Source organism: Lentzea xinjiangensis (genome assembly GCF_900110955.1).
Classification (GTDB): Bacteria; Actinomycetota; Actinomycetes; order Mycobacteriales; family Pseudonocardiaceae; genus Lentzea; species Lentzea xinjiangensis.
Genome location: NZ_FOFR01000002.1, coordinates 553697 through 579963, shown reverse-complemented (window position 1 = coordinate 579963; position 26267 = coordinate 553697). Strand labels below are relative to the sequence as shown.

The window sequence follows — 26267 nt, the reverse complement described above, 5'->3', positions numbered from 1 at the left end:
GATCATCAGCCGTTCCCGCCCGGCGCGCGTCGCGGTCAACGTCCCGCCGTGGTCTCCGCATGCCCGTCATGCGGAGAACTCGCAGGTCGTGGCTACCCCGACTGCGGTTTCTGCGCCGAGCTGCTCGACCAGTTCTGGCTCGCGGACTGGGAGGCCCTGCGGATGTCGTCCCAGCTGGCGGACCGCGAGCTGGCCGAGCTGGTGACCTCCGCCGACGTCGGGCAGTACCCCTGGACCTGCGTCGACTGGGCGATGACCCTGCTCGCGTGCTCCCGCTGCGGCGCCGAGCTCGGCACCGGACCGGTCGAGTGCGTGCGGTGCGCCGTGACGGAGGAGCGCCGGTGGAGCTGGGACCACGCGGCGCACCCGTCCACGATGAGCGCGAACGAGCACCTGCTGCGCGTCGCCCGCGCCGCCCTGCGCGCACCCCACCGGCGCCGGCCCGCGGTGGTGCGGGCCTGGCAGCTCGTGCTGCCGTTCCTCATCGCCGGCGAGGTGATCGAGTTCGGCCGGCTCGACCGGATCCGCGCCCACGTCCTGGCGGGCGGCTACGCGTCGATGGCCGCCTGCCACACGTTCGCCGAGCTGGCCGGGCTGCCCGAGCTGTTCTGGCGCCGGGGCGACCCGATCTCAACGCGGGTCGAGTACCAGCCGGACTCCGAGCGCCAGCAGCACGCCGCCCGACAGCTTCTCGAGAGCCGCGCGGACCCGCGGCCGGCCGAGCCAGCCGCGGATCGTGTGCAGGACCGACACGATGACCAGGTACCAGACGGTGTCGATGACGACCCAGAACGCGGCGAGGAAGAGCAGAACCCCCTCGCCGGTCTGCCCGGCAGGCAGGAACTGCGGTAGGAACGAGATCGCGAACACGCCGAGCTTCGGGTTGGCCAGGTTCACCACGAGCCCGCTGCGGAACGCGCGGCTCGCGGGCGGCGGCTCCTGCGCGGGCAGGTTCTTGCTGATCAGGGCCTTGACGCCCAGGTAGATCAGGAACGCCGCGCCGGCGATGCGCAGCCCGTGGTAGGCGATCTCGGACGCCGTGAGCAGCGCGCTCAGGCCGAGCGCGGCGGCGAGGGCCCAGCCCGCGACGCCGACCTCCATGCCGAACACCGTCGCCAGCGCCGCCTTCCGCCCGTGCACCGACTGCCGCAGGACCATGGCCGTGCCGGGTCCCGGGGAGAGTGCGATGAGGAACGAGGCCGCGACGAAGGCGACGAGGTTTTCCAGTGGCATGCCATCGATGGTGGCGCCGCGGGCAATCCCTTTTTCCCGCTTGACCTGGAGCGCGCTCCAGGATGTTCGGTGGCCCCATGACGGATTTGGGGAAGCTGGGTTTCGGCACGTGGGCGATGGGTGGACCGTTCTCCGGCCCGGACGGTGCGCCGGTCGGCTGGGGACCGGCGGACGACGGTGAGTCGGTGAAGGCGCTGCGGCGGGCGGTGGAGCTCGGCGTGACGCTGTTCGACACCGCGGACGTCTACGGCTGCGGGCACGCCGAGACCGTGCTGGGGCAAGCGCTTGCGGACGTGCGCGACCAGGTGCTGATCGCCACGAAGTGGGGCTGCGGGTTCGACGTCGCGGCGAAGCGGATGACCGGCGACGAGGGATCGGTCGAGTACCTGCGCCGCGCCGTCGAGGGGTCGTTGCGGCGGCTGGGGACCGACCGGATCGACCTCTACCAGCTGCACATCGGCGATCTGGGCCTGGAGGAGGCCGCGCTGCTGCGGGACGAGTGCGAGGCGCTGGTGGCCGCCGGCAAGATCCGGGCCTACGGCTGGAGCACCGACGACCCCGAGCGAGCGCGGTTCTTCTGCGCGGGTGAGCACGGGATCGCCGCCCAGGCGGACGTCAACCTGCTGTTCGACAACCCCGAGATGTACGCGGGCGACTTCGCGGTGCTGTGCCGGCGCCCGCTCGCGATGGGCCTCCTGGCCAGGGAGACGTTCAGCGAGCTGCCCGCCGACGACGTGCGGGTCACGAACCCGTCGTGGCTGCGGTTCTTCGTCGACGGCCGGCCGTCGCCCGAGTACTTCCGGGCGCGGGAGGCCGTGCGGGACGTCCTCACCTCGGGCGGCCGGACGCTGGTGCAGGGCGCGCTGGCGTGGTTCTGGGCGCGTTCTCCCCGGCTGGTCCCGATCCCGGGCGTCCGGACGGTGGCCCAGGTCGAGGAGAACGCGGGCGCGCTGGAGCTCGGTCCGCTGACCGCGGAGGAGCTGGCGCAGGTGGAGTCGGTGCTCCGCCCCTAGTCGTCCTCGTCGTCGCCGAAGTTCGCGGGGTCGGCCGGGTCCCACGACAGGCCCGGCACGCCCCACTCGTTGTCGCGCAGCATCCGCTTCGACTCCTTCTTGTACCGGCCGACGAGCCGGTCCAGGTACAGGTAGCCGTTGAGGTGGTCGGTCTCGTGCTGCAGGCAGCGCGCGAAGAAGCCGGTGCCCTCGACCTCGAACGGCTGCCCGTCGACGTCCTGCCCGGTGACCTTCGCCCACCGGGCGCGTCCGGTCGGGTACGCCTCGCCGGGCACGCTCAGGCAGCCCTCGAAGTCGTCGTCCGGGTCGGGCATGGTCTCCGGGACCCCGGAGGTCTCGAGCACCGGGTTGCAGATCGCGCCGCGGTACTGGTTGCCCTCGTCGTCGGGGCAGTCGTAGACGAAGACCCGCAGGTCGACGCCGATCTGGTTGGCCGCGAGGCCGACTCCGCGAGCGGCGGCCATCGTCTCGAACATGTCGTCGACGAGCGTCTTCAGCTCGGTGTCGAACTCGGTGACCTCGCGAGTCGGGTGGTGGAGCACGGGGTCACCAGCGATGCGGATGCGTTGCACGGCCATGGTCAGACCTTAAGTGGTCCAAAACTGTCGGTGTCGCGCGGTAGGTTGGAACGATCACGTGATTGAATTGCCCGCACCTGAGATGGTGTGGCGACCGTGGGGAGCCAGATGGATCACGCCGAGACGCTCACCTCCGCTGACGGGCTGACCAGCCGCGAACGCACGATGCTCGCGTTCGAGCGCCAGTGGTGGAAGTACTCGGGATCCAAGGAACAGGCCATCAGGGAACTGTTCGACATGTCCGCCACCCGCTATTACCAGCTGCTGAACGGCCTGATCGAGTCCGAGGCCGCGATGGCCGCCGACCCGATGCTGGTCAAGCGGCTGCGGGGCGTGCGGACAGGCCGCCAAAGGGTGCGCGCACGCGCCAGGAGCACCGAGGACCGATGACCTCCCCCGAGTCCGCAAGCCCGTCCCGCCCGGCCAAGGCCGCCGGCTTCGCCCTGCTCGGCGTCGCCGCCGTCGCCCTGGTGATCGGTGTGATCAGCCTCTTCGACTGGGGCTCCGACACACCGCCCGCCGCGGAGGGATCTTCCACCGCGCCACCGGCGCAGACCACCTCGGCACCCGCCTCCGAGTCCTCGGCGGCGCCGACCAGCGCGCCGCCGTCGTCATCGTCGGCGGCGTCCACACCTCCCACCAGCACCACGACAGCCCCGGGCACCTCGACGTCCGCGGCCGCGCCGCCTCCGCCCGTCACCCCGCCGGGGACGACCAAGGTGCCGGTCAGGGTCTACAACAACTCGACGATCACCGGCCTGGCCGGCAAGGCCGCCGACGACGTCCGGACCAACGGGTGGACGGTCGCCGAGACCGGCAACTACTCGCAGGGCACGATCCCGACCACGACCGTGTACTTCCGTCCTGGCACCGAGGAAGAGGCCTCCGCGAAGGAGCTGGCCGCGGTGCTGCGGGCGCGGGTGGAGCCGCGGTTCGACGGGATCCAGTCGTCGGCGCCGGGGATCATCCTGATCGTGACGAACGACTACCAGGGCGCCGCGAAGAGCAAGTGACGTCCGGCGCCGGGCTTCCGGTGCCTGTCGCCGTGCGGCCGCTCCCCGAGGGGAGCGCCGTACGGCTCGTCAGTTCTGTCTGAGTGGTGCGCCCACTGGCGACTCGCCCGTCAGCGCACCACCGACACCCCGGCCCGTCAGCGCGCCGCCGCGTACGCGGCCAGTCCCGCGAGCTGCACCGGGTCCAGCGATGGCCGCACCACCTGGCGGGCCTTCGCGAGGTGCGCCTGCGTGACCTCGGCCGCGTCCAGCGACTCCCGCATCGCCGTGAGCGCGGCCTCCCGCACCAGCGCCGCGCAGTCCGCCGCCGAGTACATGTCCAGCTCTCCGGCCAGTGCCGACAGGTCCACGTCCGCGGCCAGCGGCGTGTTCCGCGACGCCGCCTTGAGGATCTCGGTGCGCGCCTCGGCGTCGGGCGGCGGCACGTAGACGAGCCGTTCCAGCCGGCCCGGCCGCAGCAGCGCGGGGTCGATGAGCTCCGGGCGGTTCGTCGCGGCGATCACCACGACGTCCCGCAGGGGCTCGACGCCGTCCAGTTCGGTCAGCAGCGCCGCCACGACTCGGTCCGCGACACCGGAGTCGGACGACTGGCCCCGCCGGGGCGCCAGCGCGTCGACCTCGTCGAGGAAGACCAGGGAAGGCGCGGCGTCGGCGGCGCGGCGGAAGAGCTCGCGAACGGCCCGTTCGGACTCGCCCACGAACTTGTCCATCAGTTCGGCGCCCTTGACCGTCAGGACGTTGAGCTGGCCGGAGCCCGCCAGCGCGCGCACCAGGAACGTCTTGCCGCATCCCGGCGGGCCGTAGAGCAGGACGCCGCGCGGGGGCGCCACGCCCAGGCGGGCGAAGGAGTCCGGGTAGCGCAGGGGCCACAGCGCCGCCTCGGTGAGGGACTGCTTGACCTCCTTCATGTCGCCGACGTCGTCCAGCGTCAGGCCGCCGGTCTGCACGGTGTCCGAAGCGGACATCGAGATCGGGCGCACCGTGTTCAACGCGCCCAGCAGATCCTCTTGCCCCACCCGGGGTTCCGCCACCTCGCGCTGGCGCAGCGCGGCGCGCACGGCCGCCTCGCGGCGCAACGCGCACAGGTCCGCGGCCACGAAGCCCGGCGTGCGGGAGGCCACCTCACCGAAGTCCACATCGGACTCCAGCGGGACGTCGCGCAGCAGCGCGCGCAGCAGCTCGGTCCGCCCGGACGCGTCGGGGAGCGGGAGCGCCAGCTCGCGGTCGACGAGGTCAGGGGCGCGCAGCCGGGCGTCGACCGACTCGGCCCGGGCCGAGGTGACGACCAGCGCGAGGTTCGGCCGGGAGACGGCGGTGCGCAGGATGTCGAGGATGACGGTGGCGACCGGCGGCGGCGCGGTCGGCAGCAGCGCGTCGATGTCGGTGAGCAGCAGGACCGTGGGCTGCTCGGGCACACCGGAGATCGCGTCGCCGAGCTGCTTGGCCACGGCACCGGGCTCCAGCACGGCGATGCTCGGCGCGGCCAGCTCGACGACGGTGGCTCCGACAGCCCGTGCCACGGCCCTGACCAGCGTCGCCTTGCCGACGCCCTCCGGCCCGCTGACCATCGCGGCCAGCCGGGCGGACGCGCCGAGCTTCGTGAGCAGCTCCGGCTGGCGGAACATCAGCTCCAGCCACTCGGTCAGGCGCTTGGCCTGCTCGCGCTGGCCCACCAGGTCCGCGACGGGCAGCGCCTCGTGCGTCTCCTGCACCACCACGGGCGTCACCTCGGCGGCCGGAGCCGAAGCGGACCGCCAGCCCACCACGCTCGACGGCTGCACGGCCACGGGCCCCGCGGGGTCGGTGGAGGTGATGGTGATGAGCTCGTTGGTCCACGTCATGCCGATGGCGTTGGACAGCCTGCGGCGCGTCTCGGACACGTTCGCACCGGGCGGCGGTGCGAGGTCCTGGGGCAGCAACGACACGTTGTCGCCAACGGTGATGACCTTGCCGGTCAACGCCATCCGGACGTGGTCCGGCGTCAGCGCCGTGGTGGCCAGCCGCGAGCCGGCGACGGTGATCGACCGAGCGCCCGCGACCTGCACCGGAGCGACGACGATCTCGGAGCCCTCGACCACACCGAGGTTGGTGAGGGTGACGTCGTCGACGAGGACCACACCGGGAGGCTGTTCCCCTGCGGCGGCGAGAGCGGCGCTCACGCGGGCGCCGGTGAGCTTCACGGCGTCCCAGGCGCGCAGCCCCAAGGCGTCGAGCACCTCCGGGTGGAGGCGGACGACCCCGCGCCGGGTGTCCAGTGCGGACGGGGACAGGCGAGCCGTCAGCGTGATCACCCCGACGACTCTAGTTCCTCGCGACGAGCACGCCGGGTGCTCGGTCCGCGGCCGGCCGATCTGAACCGCTCACACCGCGGTCGCCGCAGCCCAGCTGAGATGGTTGTTAACCCGATCAGAGTCTTCCCGGCAAGACGGCCGAACGGCACCGTGGTGCTGGATCCGAGCTCTGGCTCGGTCGTCACGCGGCGGTGTGACGTCGTACAACGTGGGGGGCTCAATCTAATGCGCCATAGACAGGCGCGTCCATTGGACAGCAGCGTGAATAGAAGTCTCGGGTCTCAGATCGCTGCCAGGGTCAAGCACTCGCCACTCAGGACTACGAGCTGCGGTGTTTCGACCTCAGGGAGATGTTGATGTTCAGACGCTTCGGGGCGATGTACCCGTTCGACGGAGGTGTGGTCTTACCACCCGCCGACCTTAAGCCGCTCAAGCAGGTACCGGGGCTTGCTGAACTGGTCACGACGGCTGCGGGATGCACCTTTGGTGACGGCATTTTCCGGGTGTTCACCGAAGATGAGGCACTGCGGGCGCAGCGCCTGGCGAACGCGATGTTTCCCGAGTGGGCGGTGAGAATCAGGCCAATCGCGCGGGACTGGCTCGGGCGTCAGTACGCGCTGGATCTCCACCGGAACGCCATGCTGATTCTCCTGGAGCCCGGTTCTGGCGGTGTTTACGAGCTCGATGGCACCATTCCTGAGCTGCTCGACGAGCAGATGGTCGATGATCCAGATACGTTCCTCGCTCAAGACCTGTTCAGGGCCTGGCGGTCAGTGCACCCGGAACGGATCCCGGCCGGTATGTGCGTGGGGTTCAAGGTGCCGTTGTTCCTGGGCGGTGACGGAACGGTCGAGAATCTCGAAGTCATAGACGAAGAGGTCTACTGGTCGACCCATGGGCAATTGTGGTCCAAGGTCAGGGACTTGCCTCCCGGTTCGATGATCGAAGGCGTCGAGATCAACTGATGAGCTGCCACTGAAATGCTGTGGGCCGGACATGTTAAACGTGTCCGGCTCACAGCCTGTTCAAGCGAAAGATCAGGGCTTGGGCTGCCGCCGAAGCCTCGACCGCCGCCAAGAACGCCGACGCACACCGGTAGCAGGCGCGGCACCGTCCGCCGCAGCAACGGTGGAGGCGTCACGCCGAGGACGACGCACCGCGCATGGGGCTGTACCAGCCACCCGACCGCACAACGGCTGACGCAGCCCAAGCCGGCGAGCAGCCACCCCGCGTCGGCAACTCGCCGAACGATGACGAGGAGTACGCGCCGGCGTATCTCAGCGCCACGAAGAAGCACCAAGAAGTCCACGCCGCGCACAACAAGGCGCAGCAAGCCCGCTATGCCGCTGCCGGCGGGAAGGACAAGTACAAGGACTACCTGCGCGAGGCCAATAATCCGCAGTCGCGGTGGAGTGTTGTCGTCGCGAAGCTTTTCGACCTGTTGATGGCCTCGCGGGCATCAACGACGTCAAGGACTGCTTCTCGAACTCCGACATCCTCGCTTGGGTCAGTCTCGTGCCGACGACGAAGGCGTTCAAGCTGCTGCAGGCCGGTGAGCGGATCGTCAGAGCGATCGTCAAGGCCACCCGGATCATTGACAAGATCGCGGATTCGGCCAACACCGCCGGGTCGAGGAGAAGGTCGAAGAAGCTGGCGAGGACGCGACCGAGGCTTTGGATCCGGCGTAATGCCTGGTCAAGAGCTTCATGCCGGGTGCACGGGTGTTCATGGCTGACGGGTCGTCGAAGCCGATCGGAGATACGGCTAGGCGATCAAATTCTGGCCACAGATCCGGAGACCGGTGAGAGACCGGCGGAGGAGGTGGTGCGCACGATCCTCGGCGACGGTTCCAGGAACCTCGTCGAGCTGACGGTCGAGGGGCAGGCCGAGAAGATCGTCGCCACGGACGGAAGCCGGTTTTGGTCGTCGGAAATGAAGGGGTAAATGATATCTTTTGCGGGCGTGCGAGGACCGATATAAACGCATTCCTTCTGTGTGCGCTGCAAAGAGCGCTTTGCGTAAATCTGTCAAGTCGGGAGCTGTCAAAGGCCGTGGCGGATATGGAATCAAGTGATCTCGAAAAGCGGAGTGAGCTGCTGCGTGATCTTGCTTCTTATGATATTGCGCAATCAACTCAAGCTTTGCTTGATCTGACCTTCGATGATCCGGATCGACTATGGTTGGAAGATTTGTTGTTGCGGACGCTGGACGATGATTCCGTAGATCCACAACTGCATTCCATCGCCGTTACTTGCATGGGGCATCTGGGTCTCAGGCGTGGTCAAATCAGTGGTCGGATCGTGACGCGTCTTCGAGGACTCCTTGCTGACCCAGACCTCGGAGGAATAGCGGAAGACGCTTTGGGGGATATCCAGGACCATGCAGTGATGGTTCAACGTCAATGAAATTGGGGCCGGACACGATGATCGTGTCCGGCCCCGGCCTATGCACACCCGGATCAGGGCTTGGGCTGTCGCCGGAGCCCGAGCCGACGCCAGGAACGCCGACGCGCACCGGCAGTAGGCGCAGCACCATCCGCCGCAACAGCGGTGGGGGCGTCACGCCGTGGACGACGCACCGCCCGCATAGCCGCACCAGCCACACGACCGCGCAACGGCTGACGCAGCCCAAGACGGCGAGCGGCCACCCCGTGTGCGCGCTTGATCGCACGGCGTTCGACGCCCGTGACGGTCCACGCCTCGGGGTGCTTGGACAGCCACATGTACCGCCGCACCGAGTAAGGCAGGTGCGCCAGGTACACGACCATCGCGATGATCAACGCCACCAACGGGTACGTGATCACAGCAGCGGCGAGCAGGCCCACGACGACCAGCAAAGGCGCGACCGCGCGCGGCGGCACCTTCACGGTCTTCACCGACAGCGTCGGGATGCGCGACACCAGCAGCATGGCGACGACGACGGTCCACACGCCCACGACGAAGGGCGAGTTCCACCAGCCGTCGGTGCGGACCTGCTCCTCGATGATCAGGGGCAGCAGCAGCAACAGGCCGCCGGCCGGAGCCGGGACGCCGACGAAGAACTCCTTCGCGAACGGCGGCTGCTCCTTCTCCAGCAACGTGTTGAAGCGGGCCAGGCGGACCACCATGCAGACCGCGAAGATCAGCGCGATGACCCAGCCCGCGCGGTTGCCCTCGAACTTCCACAGGTAGATCGCGAGGGCGGGCGCGACGCCGAACGAGATGGCGTCCGCCAGCGAGTCGAGCTCCGCGCCCATCTTCGACGTCGCGTCCAGCAGGCGGGCGATGCGGCCGTCCAGGCCGTCGAAGACGGCCGCGGCCGCGATCGAGGCGATGGCCGCGCCCCACATGCCGACGTTCGCGAAGTGCACCGCGGACAGGCCGGCGCACATCGCCAGGACCGTGATCGCGTTCGGCAGCAGGCGAACGCCGGGCCCGCTGGGTGCCATCAGGCCTCCGGGAGCTCGGCGAGGACGGTCTCCCCGCCGATGGTGCGCTGGCCGGCCTCGACCAGGACGCGGCTGCCGCGGGGGACGTAGAGGTCCACGCGCGAGCCGAAGCGGATCAGGCCGTAGGTCTGGCCGGCGGCGACCTTCTCGCCCTCGGCGACCTCGCACACGATGCGGCGGGCGACCAGGCCGGCGATCTGCACGACCACCAGGTCGTGGCCCGCGGTGGTGCGCAGCCACACGGTGTTGCGCTCGTTCTCCTCGGAGGCCTTGTCGAGGTCGGCCGAGAGGAACTTGCCGGGGTGGTAGGAGACCTGGACGACCTCGCCTTCCGCGGGCACGCGCTGCACGTGCACGTCGAAGACGGAGAGGAACACGCTGACGCGCGTCATCGGCTGGGAGCCGAGGCCGAGCTCGGCCGGCGGGATGGCGTCGACCACGTGCGAGACCGTGCCGTCGGCAGGGGCCACCGCGATGTTCGGGCGGGTCGGCGTCACGCGCTTCGGCTCGCGGAAGAACCACGCCACCCACGCCGTGACCAGGCCGAGGGCGACGCCGAGGCGCTTGGAGCGCAGCCGGACGAGGAGGGTCGCGATCGCCGCGCCGGCGACGAACGGGCGGCCGGCCGGGTGCATCGGCGGCACCATGCCGCGCGCGAGTTCGAGGAAGTGGGAGACGGGCTTCTCGCTGCTCATCGTGTCTGTGGGTCCGTAGCTTCCGTGAGTTGTCGGGCGGCATCACGCTACGGCAACACGCCAAACCGCCCATCGGGACTGCCGGGAAGACAAGTGGCCGGTCGGTGCGTGCATCCCCCGACGAATGCACGCAACGACCGGCGCCTGCAACCAGTGTAATCCCGGTCACATGGGTGAACAACGTCGTTCGGTGAGCCTTCCGTCACACTCCGTCGACGCCGATGGCCCGCAGGTCGCGCCGCACCCGCGGCACCCGGCCGGGGTCGCGGACGGCGGGTCCCACGAGGTCGGTCAGGTGGACCGCTGCCCCGTCCGGCAGCCTCAGCACGAACATCCCGCCCCAGTTGAGCTCCAGCACCGCGCGGTTCGCCGTCACGAGCTGGTCGGCCACCGCGCACGCCAGGAGTTCCGTCACCGTCTCGACCGCTGTCTCGCGGACCTGCTCCGGCGTGAGGGAGGCGTCCACCGGCGCCCCGGTCAGCTCGTGCAGCCGGCCGCGTTCCAGCGCGGCCAGCACGTCGGCGAGCGTTCCGCCGACCTTGCTCACCCGGCCCGCGTGCCGCAACGCGTCGGCGTAGCGGCGCACGTGCGCGGGACCGCTGAGCGCCACGAGCTCCTCCCACGTCGCGAACGGGCCCCGCACGCCGACGAGCTCCGCCACGGCCTCCGGCGGGATGTCCGAGAGCAACGTCCAGCCAGGCCGTTCGTCGACCGGGGCGTCACCGCCGCCGACCTGGGCCATCCTGGCCACCCGCTCGCGAACGGGCGGGTGGCTGTCGAACACCGACGTCGGCTCGCGCTCGGCCAGCACGGTCTCCAGCTCCCGCAGCTCGTGTCCGCGCCGCGGGTGGCCCAGGTAGCAGCGGAAGCCGTCGAGCAACGGCGGCGTGCGGCCCGCCATGAGCGCCAACGCCACGTAGGAGGTCAGGTAGTCGCTCCACGCCTCGCCGACCGGACCGCTGCGCAGCAACGCCCGGCGGGCCGCGTCACGCCCCGCCGCGGCGACGGCCACCTCGTCGGCGAACCGCTCGTGGTCGCGGCTCTCCGAGGCCGCCAGCAGCGCGTAGAGCTTGGCCCACGCGCTGAGCACCCCGAACGCGTGGCCTTGCCGCAGGGACAGCTCCAGCGCGAGCTTCGCCCGGAACGTCACCGCCGCGAGCTGGGTGTGACCGCCGCCGTAGTGGCCGAGCTCGTGCGCCAGCACCGACCGCAGCTCGCCGACGCCCAGCCCGGCCACGAGCGGCAGCCCGAGCTCCAGGTAGCGCACGCCGCGGCGTTCCCACACGCTCGCGTTCGCGCCGTCGACGAGCCGGATGTCGTCGGGCCCGCGCGTGCCCGCGAGGCGCGCCAGCTCGTCGACGTGCCGCCACAGCCCGGGGTGGTCCTCGCGGGTCAGCGGGAACCCGGTCGGCTCCGGCCGCGCGAAGACCGCCCGCAGCGTGGCCCACAGCGCCGGTCCGCCGAACGCCAGCGCGACGACGACCAGCCAGGTGCCGCCCTCCGCGTCGCCCGCCGAGAACCGCCAGACCGCCAGCGCCGTCAGGCCGCCCACGAGCGCCACCGCGAGCACGAAGAAGCCCGCCAGCACCACCAGCGCCAGTGCCGCTCTCATCCCGCCCCCAGGAGGAAGTGCTACTGCAGGTACCTGACGGTGACCTCGGCTCCGGCCGCCAGCTCCGTGACGTCGGCCGGCACCTCGATCAGGCAGTTCGACATCGCGAGCGCGGACAGCAGGTGCGAGCCCGGCCCGCCCACCGGCGTCACGACCTGTCCCGACGACGGGTCGTACAGGCCGCGCCGGAACTGCGTCTTGCCCACCGGGGAGGTCAGCGACGTCGACACGGTCGCGCGCGCGACCGGCCGTTCGACCTGTGCGTGCCCCATCGACGCCAGCAACGCGGGCCGCACGAACACCTCGAACGACACCTGCGCGCTCACCGGGTTGCCCGGCAGCGCCAGCACCGGCAGGCCCTCGTACGTGCCGGAGCCCTGCGGCCCGCCCGGCTGCATCGCGACCTTGGTGAACCGCACGTCGTGGCTCGCCAGGGCGTCCTTGACCACCTCGTACGCACCCGCGCTGACCCCGCCGGAGGTGAGGACCACGTCCACCGAGCCGAGGTACGGCGCCAGTGCGCGGTGGAACTCCTCGACGTCGTCGGGCACGAACCGCAGCCGCACCGCGATGCCTCCCGCGTCCCGCACGGCGGAGGCGAGCATCATGCCGTTCGACTCGTAGATCTGGCCGGGCGCCAGCGGTTCGCCGGGCTCGACCAGCTCCGAGCCCGTGGACAGGACGAGCACCCGCGGGCGGCGGCGCACCGGCAGCTCGGCGAGCCCGAGCGCGGACGCGAGACCGAGCCTGGAGGGGTTCAGCACCGTGCCCGCCGTCAGCACCGGGTCGCCCTCGCGGACGTCGTCGCCGGCGGTCCGGATGTTGCCGCCGGCCTCGACGCGCCCGGTGATCGTCACGATCTCCGTGCCGGCGTCGGTCAGCTCGACCTGGACCACCGCGTCCGCGCCGGGCGGCACCGGCGCGCCGGTCATGATCCGCTGCACGGTGCCGGGCTCGAGCGCGCGCACGTCCGTGCGTCCCGCGGGGATGTCGTCGGCGACCGGGAGCCGGACCGGGAGCTGCCCGGCGAGGTCCGCAGCGCGGACGGCGTACCCGTCCATCGCGGAGTTGTCGAACGGCGGCAGGGGCAGCGGGGCGAGGACGTCGGCGGCGAGCACCAGCCCGAGGCATTCGTCCAGCGGCTGGTGCAGCACGGGCATCAGCCCGACGAGCTCCGCGACGCGTTGGCGGTGTTCGGCGACAGTGGTGGGGGACACGACTGCATACTGCCAACGTCGCGGTGATCGTGACGACCGCTTGGGGCGGTTCTTCTCCGGAGGTGTTGTTCGTGCAGGTCCGGACCAGGCACACACCGGCGTTCGGCGTGGCGAGGCTCGTGCTCGCGCCCGGCGAGATGGTGCTGGTCGAGCCGCTGACCGTCATGGCCACGAGCTACGGCCTCGCGGTCGAGGTGAAGGGCGCGGGCGCCAAGGCGGTGGCGCTGTGCACGGCGGGCGCCGAGGGCGGCTGGCTCGACGCGGCGCCCGTGCTGCCCGGCGACCTGCACCTCGTCGAGCTCGACGGGACCCGCGGCTGGTGCCTCGCCCGGGAGAGCTGGGTCGCGTCGAGCAGCACGGTGGCCATGAACCCGCAGGCGCCTCCGGTGCAAGCGCTCTTCGGCGGCGCGGAGGGCTTCCTCAGCTACGCGCACGGCCAGGGCTCGGTGGTGCTCGCCTGCTGCGGCGCGCTGGACCTCGTGACGCTGGCCGCCGGTGAGGCCGTGACCATCGGCAGCGATCACGTGGTGGCGTTCGCGGACACCCTCCAATGCCGGCTTCGCCCCTCGGCGCCCGATGGCGTGCAATCCATTCAGACAGGTGAAGGCCTGGTGTTCGACTTCGCTGGTCCCGGCGCTGTGCTGACGCAGACGCGCGGTCCGCGCAGGCTCACCACCTGGTTGCGCGCCAACGGAGTCAGCTCGCGTTCATGACTCCGTAAGGAGGTATCCGAGTGACATTTCTTCTTTTAGCGTTGCGTTCTGCCTGTGTGATCTGAAGGAGGACGCCTTGGCTCTCGGTACCGTCAAGTGGTTCAACTCCGAAAAGGGATACGGCTTCATCGCAACCGACGGCGGGCCCGACGTGTTCGTGCACTACTCGGCTATCCAGATGGAAGGCTTCCGGACCCTCTCCGAGGGCGACCGGGTGGAGTTCGAGGTGCAGGCCGGGCGGGACGGGCGCAGCCAGGCCTCCGACGTCCGCCGGGCCGGCTAGGGCCGAACTGATCACAGGTTGGACCAACCCCGGACACGCGGATCCGCACGGGCGTTAGGCTGCCTTGCGTGTCTGAGGACCTGAGCGGACGGCGCATCGCGCACTACCGGATCGACGGCGTGCTCGGCCGTGGTGGCATGAGCGTGACGTACAAGGCCACGGACGTGAGGCTCGGCCGGAAGGTCGCGCTCAAGGTCATCGGCGAGCACCTCGCACCCGACGCGGAGTTCCGCGAGCGGTTCGTCGACGAGGCGCGCAACACCTCCGCCATCGACCACGCCAACATCGTGCCGCTGTACGACTTCGACGAGGTCGACGGCCTGCTCTACATCGCCATGCGGCTCGTGGACGGCCAGGACCTGGCCGGTCACATCAAGGAGGGGCCGCTCACCCCCGCCCGCACGCTGACGCTGCTCGGCCAGGTCGCCGAAGCGCTCGACATGCTGCACGGCAAGGGGCTCGTGCACCTCGACGTGAAGCCGGCCAACGTGCTGGTGACCACCAAGGAAGGCCTGCGCGAGCACGTCTACGTCGCCGACTTCGGCCTCACCCGCCGCGGCGCCACCGGCCACCGGACCCGGACGGGTGATTTCCTCGGTTCGCCGACCTACGCGGCACCGGAGCACCTGCGCGGCGAGCCCGTCGACGGCCGCACCGACCAGTACGCGCTCGCCTGCATGCTCTTCGCCTGCCTGTCCGGCCGGCCACCGTTCCAGGGCGGTGTGCAGGAGGTCATCCAGGGCCACCTCGGCCAGACCGTTCCGGCGTTGTCGCAGCTCGTGGCGTTGCCGCCGGCCATCGACGAGGTGATCCGCAAGGGCACGTCGAAGGAGCCGGCGCAGCGCTACGCGAGCTGCGCCGAGCTGATCGCCGCGGCGCGCGTCGCCCTCGCCGGGGCCGCGCTGGGCTCGGCCGCCGCTCAACTCGGGCCGCAGTCCGGCTCGATCCCGGCGCAGCAGCACCCGATGTCGGGACCGATGTCCGCGCAGCAGGGCCCGTACCAGGGCGGCTACCAGCAGCAGCCGCTGTCGGACCCGGTCCGGCTGCGCCCGCCCAACCAGGTGGGCGCGAGCGCGTTCACGCCGGGGCGCAAGGAGCGGCCCGCGTGGTTCGCACCGGTCATCGCCGCCGCGGTGGCGATCGCCCTGATCATCGTCGTGGTGATCATCCTGTCGCCCGGCGACGAACCCGCACGTCAGCCCAAGACGAACTCCTCGCCGACGCTGAACATCGGCGACGAGCCGACCTCGCGCAAGCCGCTGCCCACCTCCGTGCCGGTGCGCACGTCGCGCTGACTCCCGCGGCGTCCCGCCGCCGGCTTCACCCCGGGTTCGCTTGCACTCGACGTGCCCGAGTGCTAAACACGTCTTAGCACTCGGCTCAGTCGAGTGCCAAGCAGTGAGGCTGGGACGGTGAGGCCCTCCGGGGTCGTCCGTCGCGGGCACCGAACCTGGCCACTCGCACCGTGTTCCGCTGTGGGCGTGCGCCCGCAGTGGCCCAGAATCCACAAAGGCGGAGGAACACACCGCAATGGCCAAGATGATTGCGTTCGACGAGGAAGCCCGTCGCGGTCTCGAGCGCGGGATGAACATCCTCGCTGACGCCGTCAAGGTGACGCTCGGCCCCAAGGGCCGCAACGTCGTGCTCGAGAAGAAGTGGGGCGCGCCGACCATCACCAACGATGGCGTCTCCATCGCGAAGGAGATCGAGCTCGAGGACCCGTGGGAGAAGATCGGGGCCGAGCTCGTCAAGGAGGTCGCGAAGAAGACCGACGACGTCGCGGGTGACGGCACCACCACCGCGACGGTGCTCGCCCAGGCTCTGGTCCGCGAGGGCCTGCGCAACGTGGCCGCGGGTGCGAACCCGCTCGGCCTCAAGCGCGGCATCGAGCAGGCTGTCGAAGCCGTGGCCGAGCAGCTCCTGAAGGCCGCCAAGGAGATCGAGACGAAGGAGCAGATCGCTGCCACCGCGTCCATCTCCGCCGCCGACCCCACGATCGGCGAGCTGATCGCCGAGGCGATGGACAAGGTCGGCAAGGAAGGTGTCATCACCGTCGAGGAGAGCAACACCCTCGGGCTCGAGCTGGAGCTCACCGAGGGCATGCGCTTCGACAAGGGCTACATCTCCGGTTACTTCGTGACCGACCCCGAGCGCCAGGAAGCGACCCTCGAGGACCCGTACATCCTGCTGTTCGGCTCCAAGATCTCCACGGTCAAGGACCTGCTCCCGCTGCTCGAGAAGGTCATGCAGTCCGGCAAGCCGCTGCTGATCATCTCCGAGGACGTCGAGGGCGAGGCCCTGGCGACCCTGGTCGTCAACAAGATCCGCGGCACCTTCAAGTCCGTCGCCGTCAAGGCGCCCGGCTTCGGTGACCGCCGCAAGGCCATCCTCCAGGACATCGCCACCCTCACCGGTGGCCAGGTCATCACCGAGGACGTCGGCCTGAAGCTGGAGAACGCCGACATCTCGCTGCTGGGCAAGGCCCGCAAGGTCGTCGTCACCAAGGACGAGACGACCATCGTCGAGGGTGCCGGTGACGCCGACCAGATCCAGGGTCGCGTCAACCAGATCCGCGCCGAGATCGAGAAGTCGGACTCCGACTACGACCGCGAGAAGCTGCAGGAGCGCCTCGCCAAGCTCGCCGGCGGCGTCGCCGTCATCAAGGCGGGTGCGGCCACCGAGGTCGAGCTCAAGGAGCGCAAGCACCGCATCGAGGACGCGGTGCGCAACGCCAAGGCCGCCGTCGAGGAGGGCATCGTCGCCGGTGGTGGCGTCGCGCTGCTCCAGGCCGCCGAGGCCGCCTTCGCGGGCCTGAAGCTCACGGGTGACGAGGCCACTGGCGCCAACATCGTCAAGGTCGCCGTCGAGGCTCCCCTCAAGCAGATCGCGATCAACGCCGGCCTCGAAGGCGGCGTCGTGGTCGAGCGCGTCAAGTCCCTCCCCGCGGGCGAGGGCCTGGACGCCGCGACCGGCGAGTACAAGGACCTGGTCGCCGCGGGCATCATCGACCCGGCCAAGGTGACCCGTTCCGCGCTGCAGAACGCCGCGTCCATCGCCGCCCTGTTCCTGACGACGGAAGCCGTCGTCGCGGACAAGCCGGAGAAGAACGCCGCGCCGGCCGCGCCGGACGCCGGCGGCATGGACTTCTGAGTCCACCGCTCCGCTCCTCCGAGAGGCCCGGTTCGCTTCGGCGAGCCGGGCCTCTCGGCGTTCCCGCCACGGGAGGCGGCGGGGCGTCCGGGTGGGTGAGCGGCTCGATGAGGGCCGATCGGCGCGGCTCGGTGGCTGATTGCCCGCCGGACCGGCCGAGAGGCTCAGCGGCCGCGTGGGTGCCTTCCGGCCCGATGCCGCGCTCGATTGCCGTGAGGGAATCGCGAAAAGCGGCCACGCGCCTCGGGCGATCTGCGCCACCACCGGGGCAGCGCAAATCGCCCGCGCAAAGGCGGCTCCTCCGCTGGAACACGACCGGCCGAAACGACTCGGCCACCGAAAAGCAACGAACCCCAGAAGCCCCAGAAACCGGCGCGGCCCCCAAGAACAACCGCGCGGGCAAAGCTCAAAGCATGATCGTGGGTGTGACCACGGTCCGTCCGGGTTCACCGCGGGAGTTCACCAGGTGCACCAGGATCTGCGTGGTCCCGGCGGGGACGTCGGGCAGCACGAACCGCCCACCGTCGTCGGCACGGGTGCAGGACGACTTGTGGTCGGCCACCCTGACCTCGACCTCGTGCTCCCCGGCCGGCACCAGCCACCCGTCGATCCGGTGCCGGGACCCGGTCGAGGTGAAGTTCACCATCAGGGTCAGGTTGTCCACGGTGAAGGTGATGGTGCCCGTCTGCCCTCCGCGCACCCCGGCGAACGATCCGGCGCGCTCCCAGCGCGCGACCTCGACGTCCAGGGACTCCAGCGCGATGGCGAACTTCACCCGGTCCACCAGATCGGCGGGCGGTGGGTCCAGCTCGTCCACGAGCCTGTTCAACTCGGAGAGGACTGCGGTGTCCTCAGTACCCCTGCGGTCGTCGCGCGGGTCGATCTCGTTCACCGCGATCCTCCTTCCGTCTCCAGGTAGTTGCGCAGCAGAGTCAGACACCGTCCCCTGGTCGGACCGATGCTGCCGTGGGGCATGGCCAGCGCCTCGGCGACCGCTCGGTACTCGGCACGTCCCGCGAGCACGGTGAGCCTGAGCAGTTCCTGGCACCTCGCGGTCAGGCGGCCGAACGCGAGCCACAGGCGGCGGTCGCGGTCGTCCATCAGCGTCACGTCCTCGGGCAGACCGGTGTCGGACTCGAGCTGCTCGGCGAACTCGTCGGACAGGTGCGTTTCACGCTTGTTGGGTGTCCAGGTTCGGCGTGCTTCACGCCTCGTCGTGACGACCAGGTAGCCCACCAGGGCTTTTGGCTCGTTGATGTTGTCGATGTTCTTCAGGAACGCGAGCCAGACGGTTTGCACGACGTCTTCCGCGGCGGTCCGGTCGAGGCCTTGGCCGCGGGCCACGTGCCACAGCAGCGGGGTCAGCTCGGTCACCAGGACGTCCAGCGCGTTGCGGTTGCCCTCCCGTGCCGCCGCCACGCACACCGCGTGCCGTTCGGTGCCCTCAAGCCCGTCCCACGGCGGTCGGTCATCCGCCGTGTGCAGCTCGTCCATGCAGCACCTCCGATCGGCCGCCCTTGTCAGCGCCGTCCGCCAACTCATGAAGGGCCGACTGGGCGGTAGATACGAAAATCACTCGAATGGAGCAGTATCACCGCCGAGTCCGTCCTCATCTTCCTCCGGGCATGCCAGCGGCCCGTGATTCCCCCTCCGCATCACGGGCCGCCAGTGGTGGGAGCCCGCGCCGGCCGGCACCCCTCGAACCGGCTGACGCGTGCTCCACGCCTCGAAAGCGCTCACCCGGAAAGAGCGGAACTCGGGTGAGCAGATACAGCTTCCGACGCACGGAAGCGCGAATCGGCTCCCAATTCGCGAAAGCACACACAACTGGCGGTTATGGTCTAGACCATGCCGATTCTCGAAGTGATCGCACTGACCGCCAGGGACGCCGAAGCCGCGCAGGCAGGCGGCGCGCACCGGCTGGAACTGGTGGCCGACATGGCCTCCGACGGCCTCACCCCGTCGGTCGCCACCTTCAAGGAGGTGCGCGAGGCCGTCGACCTCCCGGTGCGCGTGATGCTGCGGGACGCACCGGGGTTCGCGCCCGGTGACCTCAGGCGGCTGCGCCGGCAGGCGGGGGAGCTGCGGGAGGCGGGCGCCACCGAGTTCGTGCTCGGCTTCCTCGACGCGGAGGGTGAGATCGACGAGGGCGTCACCCTCAACCTGGCCGCCGAGCTGGAGGGGTGCGCCTGGACGTTCCACCGCGCGCTCGACAACTCCGCCGACGTCTTCCGGTCCTGGGAGACCGTGCGAACCCTCGGCTGCGACACCGTCCTCGCCGCGGGCAGTCCGAAGGGGGTGGCCGACGGCATCGAGAACCTGAAGGAACTCCTCGCCCAGGCGCCTCCCGCGTTGCTCGTCGGCGGTGGTCTGCAGCAGCACCACGTCGAGGAACTGCTGGCGGCGGGCGTCACGGGCTTCCACGTCGGCAGTGCGGTCCGTCCGTCCGGGTGGGACTCGCCGGTCGACAGCGCGGCTGTCCGGAAATGGGTCGATCGTCTGGTCTAGACCCTTGCTCCGGTCCGTTCTACAGTCACGTTGCTTCATGCGAAATAGCTGTTGCAACATACGCAACGTGGAGGGCGCGACCATGCGGCTGAAGACATTCGTGGCCGTGCTGGGCGTGGGCGCGGTGGTCGCCTGCGCGCCGGTGCAGTCCGGGCCGACGAGCTCCGGTACCGACGAGAAGAGCGGGCAGCTGCGCGTGTGGCTGTTCGACGAGGTCAACCGGGGTCCCAAGGAAGCCGTGGTGAAGGAGGCGATCTCCGAGTTCCAGGGCAAGCACAGCGGCGTCACCGTCGACGTGCAGTACATCCAGGTGTCGAGCCGCGCGGAGCGCTTCAAGGCCGCGTTCAGCGACCCGAAGAGCGCTCCGGACGTCGCCGAGTTCGGCAACACCGACCTCGCGGGCTACGTCTCCGCGGGCGGCTTCGCCGAGCTCGACCTCGGCTCGTGGGGCGAGGCCAAGGACCTGGTCCCGTCGATCCTCGACACGGCCAAGGTCGACGGCAAGACCTACGGCGTGCCGTGGTTCGTCGGAGTCCGCGCGCTCTACTACCGCACGGACGTCTTCGCCGAGCTCGGGCTCAAGCCGCCGGCGACGCTCGACGAGATCGCCACGACGGCGCGCCAGATCCGGCAGCGCAAGCCGGAGCTCATCGGCATCTCCGCCGGCGGCAAGTACCTCTTCGCCGCGCTGCCCTTCATCTGGGCCAACGGCGGTGACATCGCCAAGCAGGACGGCGGCAAGTTCACCGCGGCCATCGACAGCGCCGAGGCCAGGGCCGGTGTCGCCAAGTACACCGAACTGATCAAGGACGACATCTGCCCGCCCGCCGCGTGCGCGGGCAACGGCGGTGACGCGAGCGTCGAGGCGTTCCGCGCGGGCAAGGCCGCGATGACGATCGGCGGCGACTTCAACCGCAAGTCGGTGGACGCCTCCAGCGCGGCCGGCAAGTACGGCGTCGTCCCGCTGCCCGGCAAGACCGCGGGCTCGGTCGCTCCCGCGTTCGCCGGCGGCAACCTGCTCGGCGTCATGAAGGGCACGCAGCGCAAGACCCTCGCCACCGAGTTCACGCAGCTTCTCGCGTCGAAGAAGTACCAGCAGAAGATGTACGCGGCGATGGGCAACCTGCCGACGTTCACCGACGTGCAGAAGCAGGTCGCGGACTCCGACAAGTTCCTGGAGCCGTTCACGAAGACCCTCCAGTCCGGCACGAAGTTCGTCCCCGTCACGCCGGCGTGGGCGAAGATCGAGGCGCAGGCCGTCGTGCCGACGATGCTCCAGGAGGTCGTCACCGGCGCGAAGAACGTCGACACGGCCACCGCCGACGCCGCCAAGACGATGAACGCGGCCTTCACGTCGTGAGCATGACCGCCAAAGGCCAGGGGCGGACCGCGTTCGCCTACCTGGCTCCAGCGCTGCTGGTCCTCGGGGGCCTGCTGGCCTACCCGATCTACCAGCTGGTGCTCATCTCGCTCTACGACTACGGCCAGGAGCAGGTGAGCGGCGGCGCGCCGCTCGAGTTCCTCGGTCTCGGGAACTACCGGAACCTGCTGGGCGACCGGCAGTTCTGGGGAGTGCTCGGGCAGACCGTCGCGTTCGCGGCGGTCTGCGTGGTCGGCACGTTGCTGGTGGGCGCCTTCCTCGCGATCCTCGCCACGAGGGTCCGCACGTGGGTCCGGATGACGTTGTTCCTGGCGGCGCTCGGCGCGTGGTCCACGCCCGCCGTCGCCGGCTCGACGATCTGGCTCTTCCTGTTCGACGCGAACTTCGGGTTCGTCAACGAGGTCCTGGGCATCCAGGGCTTCTCCTGGACGTTCGACAAGTGGACGGCGTTCGGGCTCGTCGCGGCCCAGGTGATCTGGTGCTCGTTCCCGTTCGTCATGGTGACGCTGTACGCGGGCATCAAGGCGATCCCCGGCGAGGTGCTGGAGGCCGCGGCGCTGGACGGCGCGTCGGCGTTCCGCACGGCGTGGAGCGTCATGCTGCCGTTGCTGCGGCCGATCATCCTCGTGGTGACGATCCAGTCGATCATCTGGGACTTCAAGGTCTTCACGCAGATCTACGTGATGACCAACGGCGGCGGCATCGCCGGCCGCAACCTGGTGCTCAACGTCTACGCCTACCAGCAGGCGTTCGCGGCGTCGGAGTACGGCCTGGGCGCGGCCATCGGTGTCGTGATGACCGTGCTGCTGCTGGGAATCACGATGTTCTACCTCCGCGCTCTGCGGCGGTCGGGGGAGGTCCTGTGAGGCGCTGGCTGACCGAGGGCTTCGTCCTCATCATCGCCGCCGTGGTGGCGTTCCCGCTGTTCTGGATGGTGCTGAGCGCGTTCAAGCCGGAGGACGAGATCATCTCGGCCGACCCGGTGCCGTGGACGACCCGGCCGACGCTCGACAGCTTCACCCGTGCGCTGACCGTGGCGAACTTCGGGCGCTACTTCATGAACAGCATCATCGTCGCGTTGATCGTGGTCGCGCTGAGCATCCTGATCTCGTTCCTGGCGGCGACCGCGCTGACCCGCTTCCGGTTCCGGAGCAGGACGACGTTGCTGATCATGCTGCTGGTCGTGCAGATGGTGCCGGTCGAGGCGTTGACCGTGCCGCTGTTCTTCCTGATGCGGTCGGTCGGCGACAGCGTGCCGGTGTTCGGCTTGAACCACCTGGGCTCGCTCGTGCTGGTGCACCTCGCGTTCAGCCTGCCGTTCGCGATCTGGATGCTGCGCGGCTTCGTCGCCGCGGTGCCGGTGGAGCTGGAGGAGGCCGCCACCCTGGACGGCGCCTCGCGGTTCCGCTTCCTCTGGCAGGTGCTGTTCCCGCTCGTCGCGCCCGGCCTGGTCGCGACGTCGGTGCTGTCGTTCATCCACGCCTGGAACGACTTCCTGTTCGCCAAGACGTTCATCATCTCCGCTGTGGAGAACCAGACCCTGCCGCTGGCTCTCCAGGTGTTCGTCAAACCCGACCAGAACGATTGGGGCGCGATCATGGCGGGCTCCACCCTGATGACCATCCCCGTGCTGATCTTCTTCGTGCTCGTGCAGCGCCGCCTGGTGTCCGGACTGGCCGGGGCGGTGAAGGGATGAACCTCCTCCCGCGCCCGGTGTCCTACGTGGACGGTGGCAGGCTCTGCGCGTACAAGGGCTGGGAGACGGTTCTCGTCGACGGCCCGCCCGGCGGCTACCGGCTGCTGTCCGGCGACGACGGCGTGCTGATCGAGGCCCACGACGCGGCCGGGGAGATGAACGCGCTGCAGACCCTGCGGCAACTGCTGGGCGTCCAGGCGTTCCGGGCGGCGGGCGAGAAGCCGTCGGTCATCCCGGCGTGCGAGGTCGTGGACCACCCGCGGTTCGGGTGGCGTGGCGTGATGCTCGACGTGGCGCGGCACTTCCTGCCCAAGCGGGAGGTGCTGCGGTACGTCGAGCTGCTGTCCGCGCACAAGCTCAACGTCCTGCACCTGCACCTCACCGACGACCAGGGCTGGCGCTTCGAGTGCGAGCGCTACCCGAAGCTCACCGAGATCGGGGCGTGGCGGGAGGACTCGCGGTTCGGCGACCGGCGCTCGGCCGGGATGGCGGGACGCCCGCACGGCGGCTTCTACACCCAGGACGACCTGCGCGAGATCGTCGAGTACGCGCGGGCGCGGCACGTCCTGGTGGTCCCGGAGATCGACATCCCTGGCCACTCCCAGGCGGCCATCGCGGCGTACCCGGAGCTGGGCGTGCACGGCGGCGGTGTGTGGACCGACTGGGGCGTCAACGAACGCGTGCTCAACACCGATCAGTCCACTGTGGACTTCTATCGGAACGTGTTCGACGAGGTGATGGACGTGTTCCCCGCGGAGTTCATCGGGCTCGGCGGCGACGAGGCCCCCGGCCACGACGGCGAGCTGGTCCGGGCCGTCGCGGAACACCTGGTGCGCAACGGGCGGCGGCCGTACGGCTGGGACGAGGTCCTGGAGACGGGCCCGCTGCCGGAGGGCATGGTCGTCGCGTCGTGGCGCGGTGTCGAAGGCGGCATCACGGCGTTGCGCGCGGGCCACGACGTGGTCATGTGCCCCGAACAGCACGTCTACCTCGACTACCGGCAGTCGGAGTCACCGGACGAGCCGATCCCGGTGGGGACGGTGACCACGGTCGAGGACGTCTACGCGTGGGACCCGGTGCCCGCGGAGCTGACCGGCGAGGAACCGGGGCGGCTGCTGGGCGCGCAGGCGAACATCTGGACCGAGCACCTCGACTCGGCCCGGCGGGTGGACTACGCGGCCTTCCCGAGGCTGGCCGCGTTCGCCGAGGTCGTGTGGTCCCCGGCGGAGAAGGACCCCGGTTTCCTGCGCCGGCTCGAGGAACACCACCTGCCCAGGCTCGACGCCCTGGGGGTGGAGTACCGGCCCCTCACCGGACCCCACCCCTGGCAGCGGCTCCCCGGCGTTCCCGGTTTCCCGCGCTGATCACACGGCCGGCTCTTCCTCGGGCATGAGGATCCAGGCGGCGACGTAGAGGAGCGCTCCGGTGCCGAACCCGAGCAGCGTCGCCGCCACCAGGATGATCCGCATGATCGCGGCGTCGACACCGAGCAGCTTGGCGACACCGCCGCAGACGCCGGCGAGCATCCTGTCGCCGCGGCTGCGGCGAAGCTTCTTGACCCCGGCGGAGGCTTCGTTCAGCACGTTGTTCGTCATGGCTCAAGAGTCGCCGGAACCGAGCTTCCGCACATCGGTGACCACCCCGAACCCGACCCTGATCCGGGGTGGTGGCACCAGGGTCAGTCGAGGCAGAACTCGTTGCCCTCGACGTCCTGCATGACGATGCAGGACTCGTTCTCCTCGTCGGCCTCCATCACGCGCACGCACACCGCGCCGAGCGGTTCGAGCCGCGCACGTTCGGCCTGGAGCGCGGCGAGGCGCTCCGCGCCCACGAGACCCGTGCCGGCCCGCACGCAGACGTGCACCCGGTTCTTGACGACCTTGCCCTCGGGCACGCGCTGGAAGTAGAACCGCGGTCCCTCGCCCGACGGATCGGTGCAGGCGGACCACGAGCCGTCGGTCTCCGGCGGAGCGTCGTAGCCCAGCACCTCCGACCAGAACCGGGCGACGCGCGCGGGTTCCGCGCAGTCGAACGTGACCTGGATTTTCTTGATCGACCCCATCCGCCCACCGTAGCCGCACCCCGCGGCTCGTGGAGTCCGCCGGGGAGCTGGCGTCGCGGCGGGACGGCCGCTGTTCCTCGAAGCTGAGGCACCGGGAGGACGCGGACCGCGTCATCGGGAGCACAATCGTGGGGTGACGGAAGCCACCTCACGCTGTGCGCGAACCCAGACGACCTGCCGCGCCACGACGCCGCCCACTCCGGCGGCACCCCGCCCGCGCACGACGGTCGAGCACGCTTCGGAAGAACCGCTGAAGGAGGTACGCCTTGCGTGATGTCCTCTTCGACCTCGCCGAACGGGTGGCGAACGGCGAGACGGTCGGCGTCGGCACGGTGGTCGCGACGTTCAGCTCCGCGCCGCGGCCCGCGGGCGCGGCGATGCTGGTGACGCAGGACGGCGAGGCGGTCGGCAGCGTGTCCGGCGGGTGCGTCGAGGGTGCCGTCTACGACCTGGCGCAGTCGACCGGCGACCCGGTCCTGCAGCGGTACGGCGTGAGCGACGGTGACGCCTTCGCGGTGGGGCTCACCTGTGGCGGGATCATCGACATCTACGTCGAGAAGATCAACGCCGACACGTTCCCGCAGCTCGGCGAGGTGGTGGAGACGGTCCGCGCCCAGGAGCCGGTGGCGGTCGCGACCGTCGTCGAGCACCCGGACGGCATCGGCCGGCGCATGGTCGTCTGGCCGGACCGGCGGTCCGGCAGCCTGGGCTCCGCCCGCATCGACGACGCCGTCACCGACGACGCGCGCGGGATGCTCGCTTCCGGCCGCACCGGTGTCCTGCGGTACGGACCGGACGGTCAGCGGCGCGGTGAGGGCTTGAGCGTGTTCGTGAACTCGTTCGAGCCGCCACCGCGCATGCTCGTGTTCGGCGCGATCGACTTCGCCGCCGCGATGGCCCGCCTCGGTGCGTTCCTCGGCTACCGCGTGACGGTGTGCGACGCACGACCGGTGTTCGCGACGCGCTCCCGTTTCCCGGAGGCGGACGAGGTCGTGGTGGACTGGCCGCACCGGTACCTGGAACGCGAGTCGGCCAAGCTCGACCAGCGCACCGTCATCGCCGTCCTCACCCACGACCCGAAGTTCGACGTGCCGCTGCTGGAGGTCGCCCTGCGGCTCAAGGTGGGCTACGTCGGCGCGATGGGCTCCCGCCGCACCCACGAGGACCGGCTCCAGCGGTTGCGGGAGGCGGGGCTGACCGAGGGCGAGCTGGGGGTGCTGGCCTCACCGATCGGCCTCGACCTGGGGGCCAGGACCCCGGAGGAGACCGCGGTGTCGATCGCGGCGGAGATCATCGCCCTGCGGTGGAGGGGGAGCGGCAGGCGCCTGGTCGACCTCGGTGCGCCGATCCACCACTCACCGGGCTGGTGAGCCCCGCCCGCGGCAACGGCACCTC

28 protein-coding genes are annotated in these 26267 nt (G+C 70.2%); 16 read left to right on the top strand and 12 right to left on the bottom strand.

The genetic code is table 11. The annotated features are described in order from the left end of the window. Positions 1-92: 92 nt before the first annotated feature. The gene (locus tag BMW88_RS41710) at positions 93-485 is read right to left on the bottom strand and encodes a hypothetical protein (RefSeq protein WP_089949971.1); all 393 of its coding nucleotides are present in this window, start codon (positions 483-485) and stop codon (positions 93-95) included. 145 nt (positions 486-630) lie between these two features. Beyond that, positions 631-1233, bottom strand: coding sequence for a LysE family translocator (locus BMW88_RS08195; RefSeq protein ID WP_089949970.1), 603 nt, complete (start codon positions 1231-1233; stop codon positions 631-633). A 77-nt stretch (positions 1234-1310) separates the two neighbouring features. Here BMW88_RS08195 and BMW88_RS08190 point away from each other — a divergent pair, with 77 nt between their 5' ends. Further along, positions 1311-2246, top strand: coding sequence for an aldo/keto reductase (locus tag BMW88_RS08190; protein WP_218148007.1), 936 nt, complete (start codon positions 1311-1313; stop codon positions 2244-2246). Here the strand turns inward: BMW88_RS08190 and BMW88_RS08185 are convergent. After that, positions 2243-2824 carry a peptide deformylase gene (locus BMW88_RS08185; RefSeq protein WP_089949968.1) on the bottom strand — a complete coding sequence of 194 codons (582 nt, stop codon included), beginning with the start codon at positions 2822-2824 and terminating at the stop codon, positions 2243-2245. The two genes, BMW88_RS08190 and BMW88_RS08185, sit on opposite strands and share 4 nt — an antisense overlap. Before the next feature lie 108 nt (positions 2825-2932). Between BMW88_RS08185 and BMW88_RS08180 the strand changes: the two genes are divergently transcribed. Together BMW88_RS08180 and BMW88_RS08175 are read left to right on the top strand one after the other, a co-directional pair. Then, a complete protein-coding gene (locus tag BMW88_RS08180) occupies positions 2933-3214 on the top strand; it encodes a DUF3263 domain-containing protein (RefSeq protein ID WP_089950266.1) in 282 nt (93 codons plus the stop codon). Then, entirely contained in the window at positions 3211-3837 is a 627-nt protein-coding gene (locus BMW88_RS08175) for a LytR C-terminal domain-containing protein (RefSeq protein WP_089949967.1), read from the top strand. The genes BMW88_RS08180 and BMW88_RS08175 overlap by 4 nt, the downstream gene beginning before the upstream one ends. Before the next feature lie 137 nt (positions 3838-3974). Here the strand turns inward: BMW88_RS08175 and BMW88_RS08170 are convergent, their stop codons facing one another. After that, positions 3975-6128, bottom strand: a complete 2154-nt coding sequence (locus BMW88_RS08170; protein WP_089949966.1) for an AAA family ATPase — start codon at positions 6126-6128, stop codon at positions 3975-3977. A gap of 356 nt (positions 6129-6484) precedes the next feature. Here BMW88_RS08170 and BMW88_RS08165 point away from each other — a divergent pair, with 356 nt between their 5' ends. The 3 genes from BMW88_RS08165 (at position 6485) to BMW88_RS40855 (ending at position 8533) form a co-directional block, all read left to right on the top strand. Next, on the top strand, positions 6485-7093 hold the full coding sequence (locus BMW88_RS08165; RefSeq protein ID WP_143116007.1) for a hypothetical protein: 609 nt from the start codon (positions 6485-6487) through the stop codon (positions 7091-7093). 550 nt (positions 7094-7643) lie between these two features. Next, the gene (locus tag BMW88_RS40860) at positions 7644-8072 is read left to right on the top strand and encodes a hypothetical protein (RefSeq protein ID WP_143116006.1); all 429 of its coding nucleotides are present in this window, start codon (positions 7644-7646) and stop codon (positions 8070-8072) included. A 107-nt stretch (positions 8073-8179) separates the two neighbouring features. Then, positions 8180-8533, top strand: a complete 354-nt coding sequence (locus tag BMW88_RS40855; protein WP_143116005.1) for a hypothetical protein — start codon at positions 8180-8182, stop codon at positions 8531-8533. A gap of 53 nt (positions 8534-8586) precedes the next feature. Here BMW88_RS40855 and pssA read toward each other — a convergent pair whose 3' ends face one another. The 4 genes from pssA to moeA all read right to left on the bottom strand — a co-directional run bounded on the left by pssA (position 8587) and on the right by moeA (position 13079). Further along, the gene (gene pssA / locus BMW88_RS08155) at positions 8587-9555 is read right to left on the bottom strand and encodes a CDP-diacylglycerol--serine O-phosphatidyltransferase (protein ID WP_089949963.1); all 969 of its coding nucleotides are present in this window, start codon (positions 9553-9555) and stop codon (positions 8587-8589) included. Further along, a complete protein-coding gene (locus BMW88_RS08150; protein WP_089949962.1) occupies positions 9555-10250 on the bottom strand; it encodes a phosphatidylserine decarboxylase in 696 nt (231 codons plus the stop codon). The genes pssA and BMW88_RS08150 overlap by 1 nt, the downstream gene beginning before the upstream one ends. Positions 10251-10452: 202 nt before the next feature. After that, positions 10453-11862, bottom strand: coding sequence for a M48 family metallopeptidase (locus BMW88_RS08145; RefSeq protein WP_089949961.1), 1410 nt, complete (start codon positions 11860-11862; stop codon positions 10453-10455). A 20-nt stretch (positions 11863-11882) separates the two neighbouring features. Next, the gene (gene moeA, locus BMW88_RS08140; RefSeq protein WP_281249373.1) at positions 11883-13079 is read right to left on the bottom strand and encodes a molybdopterin molybdotransferase MoeA; all 1197 of its coding nucleotides are present in this window, start codon (positions 13077-13079) and stop codon (positions 11883-11885) included. Between the two features lie 71 nt (positions 13080-13150). Here moeA and BMW88_RS08135 point away from each other — a divergent pair, with 71 nt between their 5' ends. The 4 genes from BMW88_RS08135 to groL all read left to right on the top strand — a co-directional run bounded on the left by BMW88_RS08135 (position 13151) and on the right by groL (position 17225). Continuing rightward, positions 13151-13792: an AIM24 family protein gene (locus tag BMW88_RS08135; protein WP_089950264.1), complete on the top strand. Its 642-nt coding sequence runs from the start codon at positions 13151-13153 to the stop codon at positions 13790-13792. 76 nt (positions 13793-13868) lie between these two features. Further along, entirely contained in the window at positions 13869-14075 is a 207-nt protein-coding gene (locus BMW88_RS08130) for a cold-shock protein (RefSeq protein WP_030470913.1), read from the top strand. Between the two features lie 68 nt (positions 14076-14143). After that, positions 14144-15370 (top strand): serine/threonine-protein kinase, encoded by a 1227-nt coding sequence (locus BMW88_RS08125; RefSeq protein ID WP_089949960.1) that lies wholly within the window; start codon positions 14144-14146, stop codon positions 15368-15370. 235 nt (positions 15371-15605) lie between these two features. Next, positions 15606-17225, top strand: coding sequence for a chaperonin GroEL (groL, locus tag BMW88_RS08120; protein WP_089949959.1), 1620 nt, complete (start codon positions 15606-15608; stop codon positions 17223-17225). A gap of 406 nt (positions 17226-17631) precedes the next feature. Here the strand turns inward: groL and BMW88_RS08115 are convergent, their stop codons facing one another. Beyond that, complete coding sequence (locus BMW88_RS08115) at positions 17632-18108, bottom strand: carboxypeptidase regulatory-like domain-containing protein (RefSeq protein ID WP_425434635.1); 477 nt, start codon at positions 18106-18108, stop codon at positions 17632-17634. A gap of 5 nt (positions 18109-18113) precedes the next feature. Further along, a complete protein-coding gene (locus BMW88_RS08110) occupies positions 18114-18719 on the bottom strand; it encodes an RNA polymerase sigma factor (RefSeq protein WP_089949957.1) in 606 nt (201 codons plus the stop codon). Between the two features lie 354 nt (positions 18720-19073). Here BMW88_RS08110 and BMW88_RS08105 point away from each other — a divergent pair, with 354 nt between their 5' ends. The 5 genes from BMW88_RS08105 to BMW88_RS08085 all read left to right on the top strand — a co-directional run bounded on the left by BMW88_RS08105 (position 19074) and on the right by BMW88_RS08085 (position 24174). Next, entirely contained in the window at positions 19074-19733 is a 660-nt protein-coding gene (locus tag BMW88_RS08105) for a copper homeostasis protein CutC (RefSeq protein WP_089949956.1), read from the top strand. An 82-nt stretch (positions 19734-19815) separates the two neighbouring features. Further along, positions 19816-21093: an extracellular solute-binding protein gene (locus tag BMW88_RS08100; protein ID WP_089949955.1), complete on the top strand. Its 1278-nt coding sequence runs from the start codon at positions 19816-19818 to the stop codon at positions 21091-21093. 2 nt (positions 21094-21095) lie between these two features. Further along, positions 21096-21980, top strand: coding sequence for a carbohydrate ABC transporter permease (locus BMW88_RS08095; protein WP_089949954.1), 885 nt, complete (start codon positions 21096-21098; stop codon positions 21978-21980). Beyond that, complete coding sequence (locus tag BMW88_RS08090) at positions 21977-22810, top strand: carbohydrate ABC transporter permease (RefSeq protein ID WP_245777631.1); 834 nt, start codon at positions 21977-21979, stop codon at positions 22808-22810. Before BMW88_RS08095 ends, BMW88_RS08090 begins: the two co-directional genes overlap by 4 nt. After that, entirely contained in the window at positions 22807-24174 is a 1368-nt protein-coding gene (locus tag BMW88_RS08085; protein WP_089949953.1) for a beta-N-acetylhexosaminidase, read from the top strand. Before BMW88_RS08090 ends, BMW88_RS08085 begins: the two co-directional genes overlap by 4 nt. On the opposite strand, the gene BMW88_RS08080 is transcribed toward BMW88_RS08085, so the two are convergent. Further along, a complete protein-coding gene (locus BMW88_RS08080) occupies positions 24175-24405 on the bottom strand; it encodes a PspC domain-containing protein (protein ID WP_089949952.1) in 231 nt (76 codons plus the stop codon). Between the two features lie 83 nt (positions 24406-24488). Continuing rightward, complete coding sequence (locus tag BMW88_RS08075) at positions 24489-24872, bottom strand: VOC family protein (RefSeq protein WP_089949951.1); 384 nt, start codon at positions 24870-24872, stop codon at positions 24489-24491. A gap of 266 nt (positions 24873-25138) precedes the next feature. On the opposite strand from BMW88_RS08075, the gene BMW88_RS08070 reads away from it, so the two are divergent. Next, the gene (locus tag BMW88_RS08070; RefSeq protein ID WP_089949950.1) at positions 25139-26242 is read left to right on the top strand and encodes an XdhC family protein; all 1104 of its coding nucleotides are present in this window, start codon (positions 25139-25141) and stop codon (positions 26240-26242) included. The last annotated feature ends 25 nt before the right edge of the window (positions 26243-26267 follow it).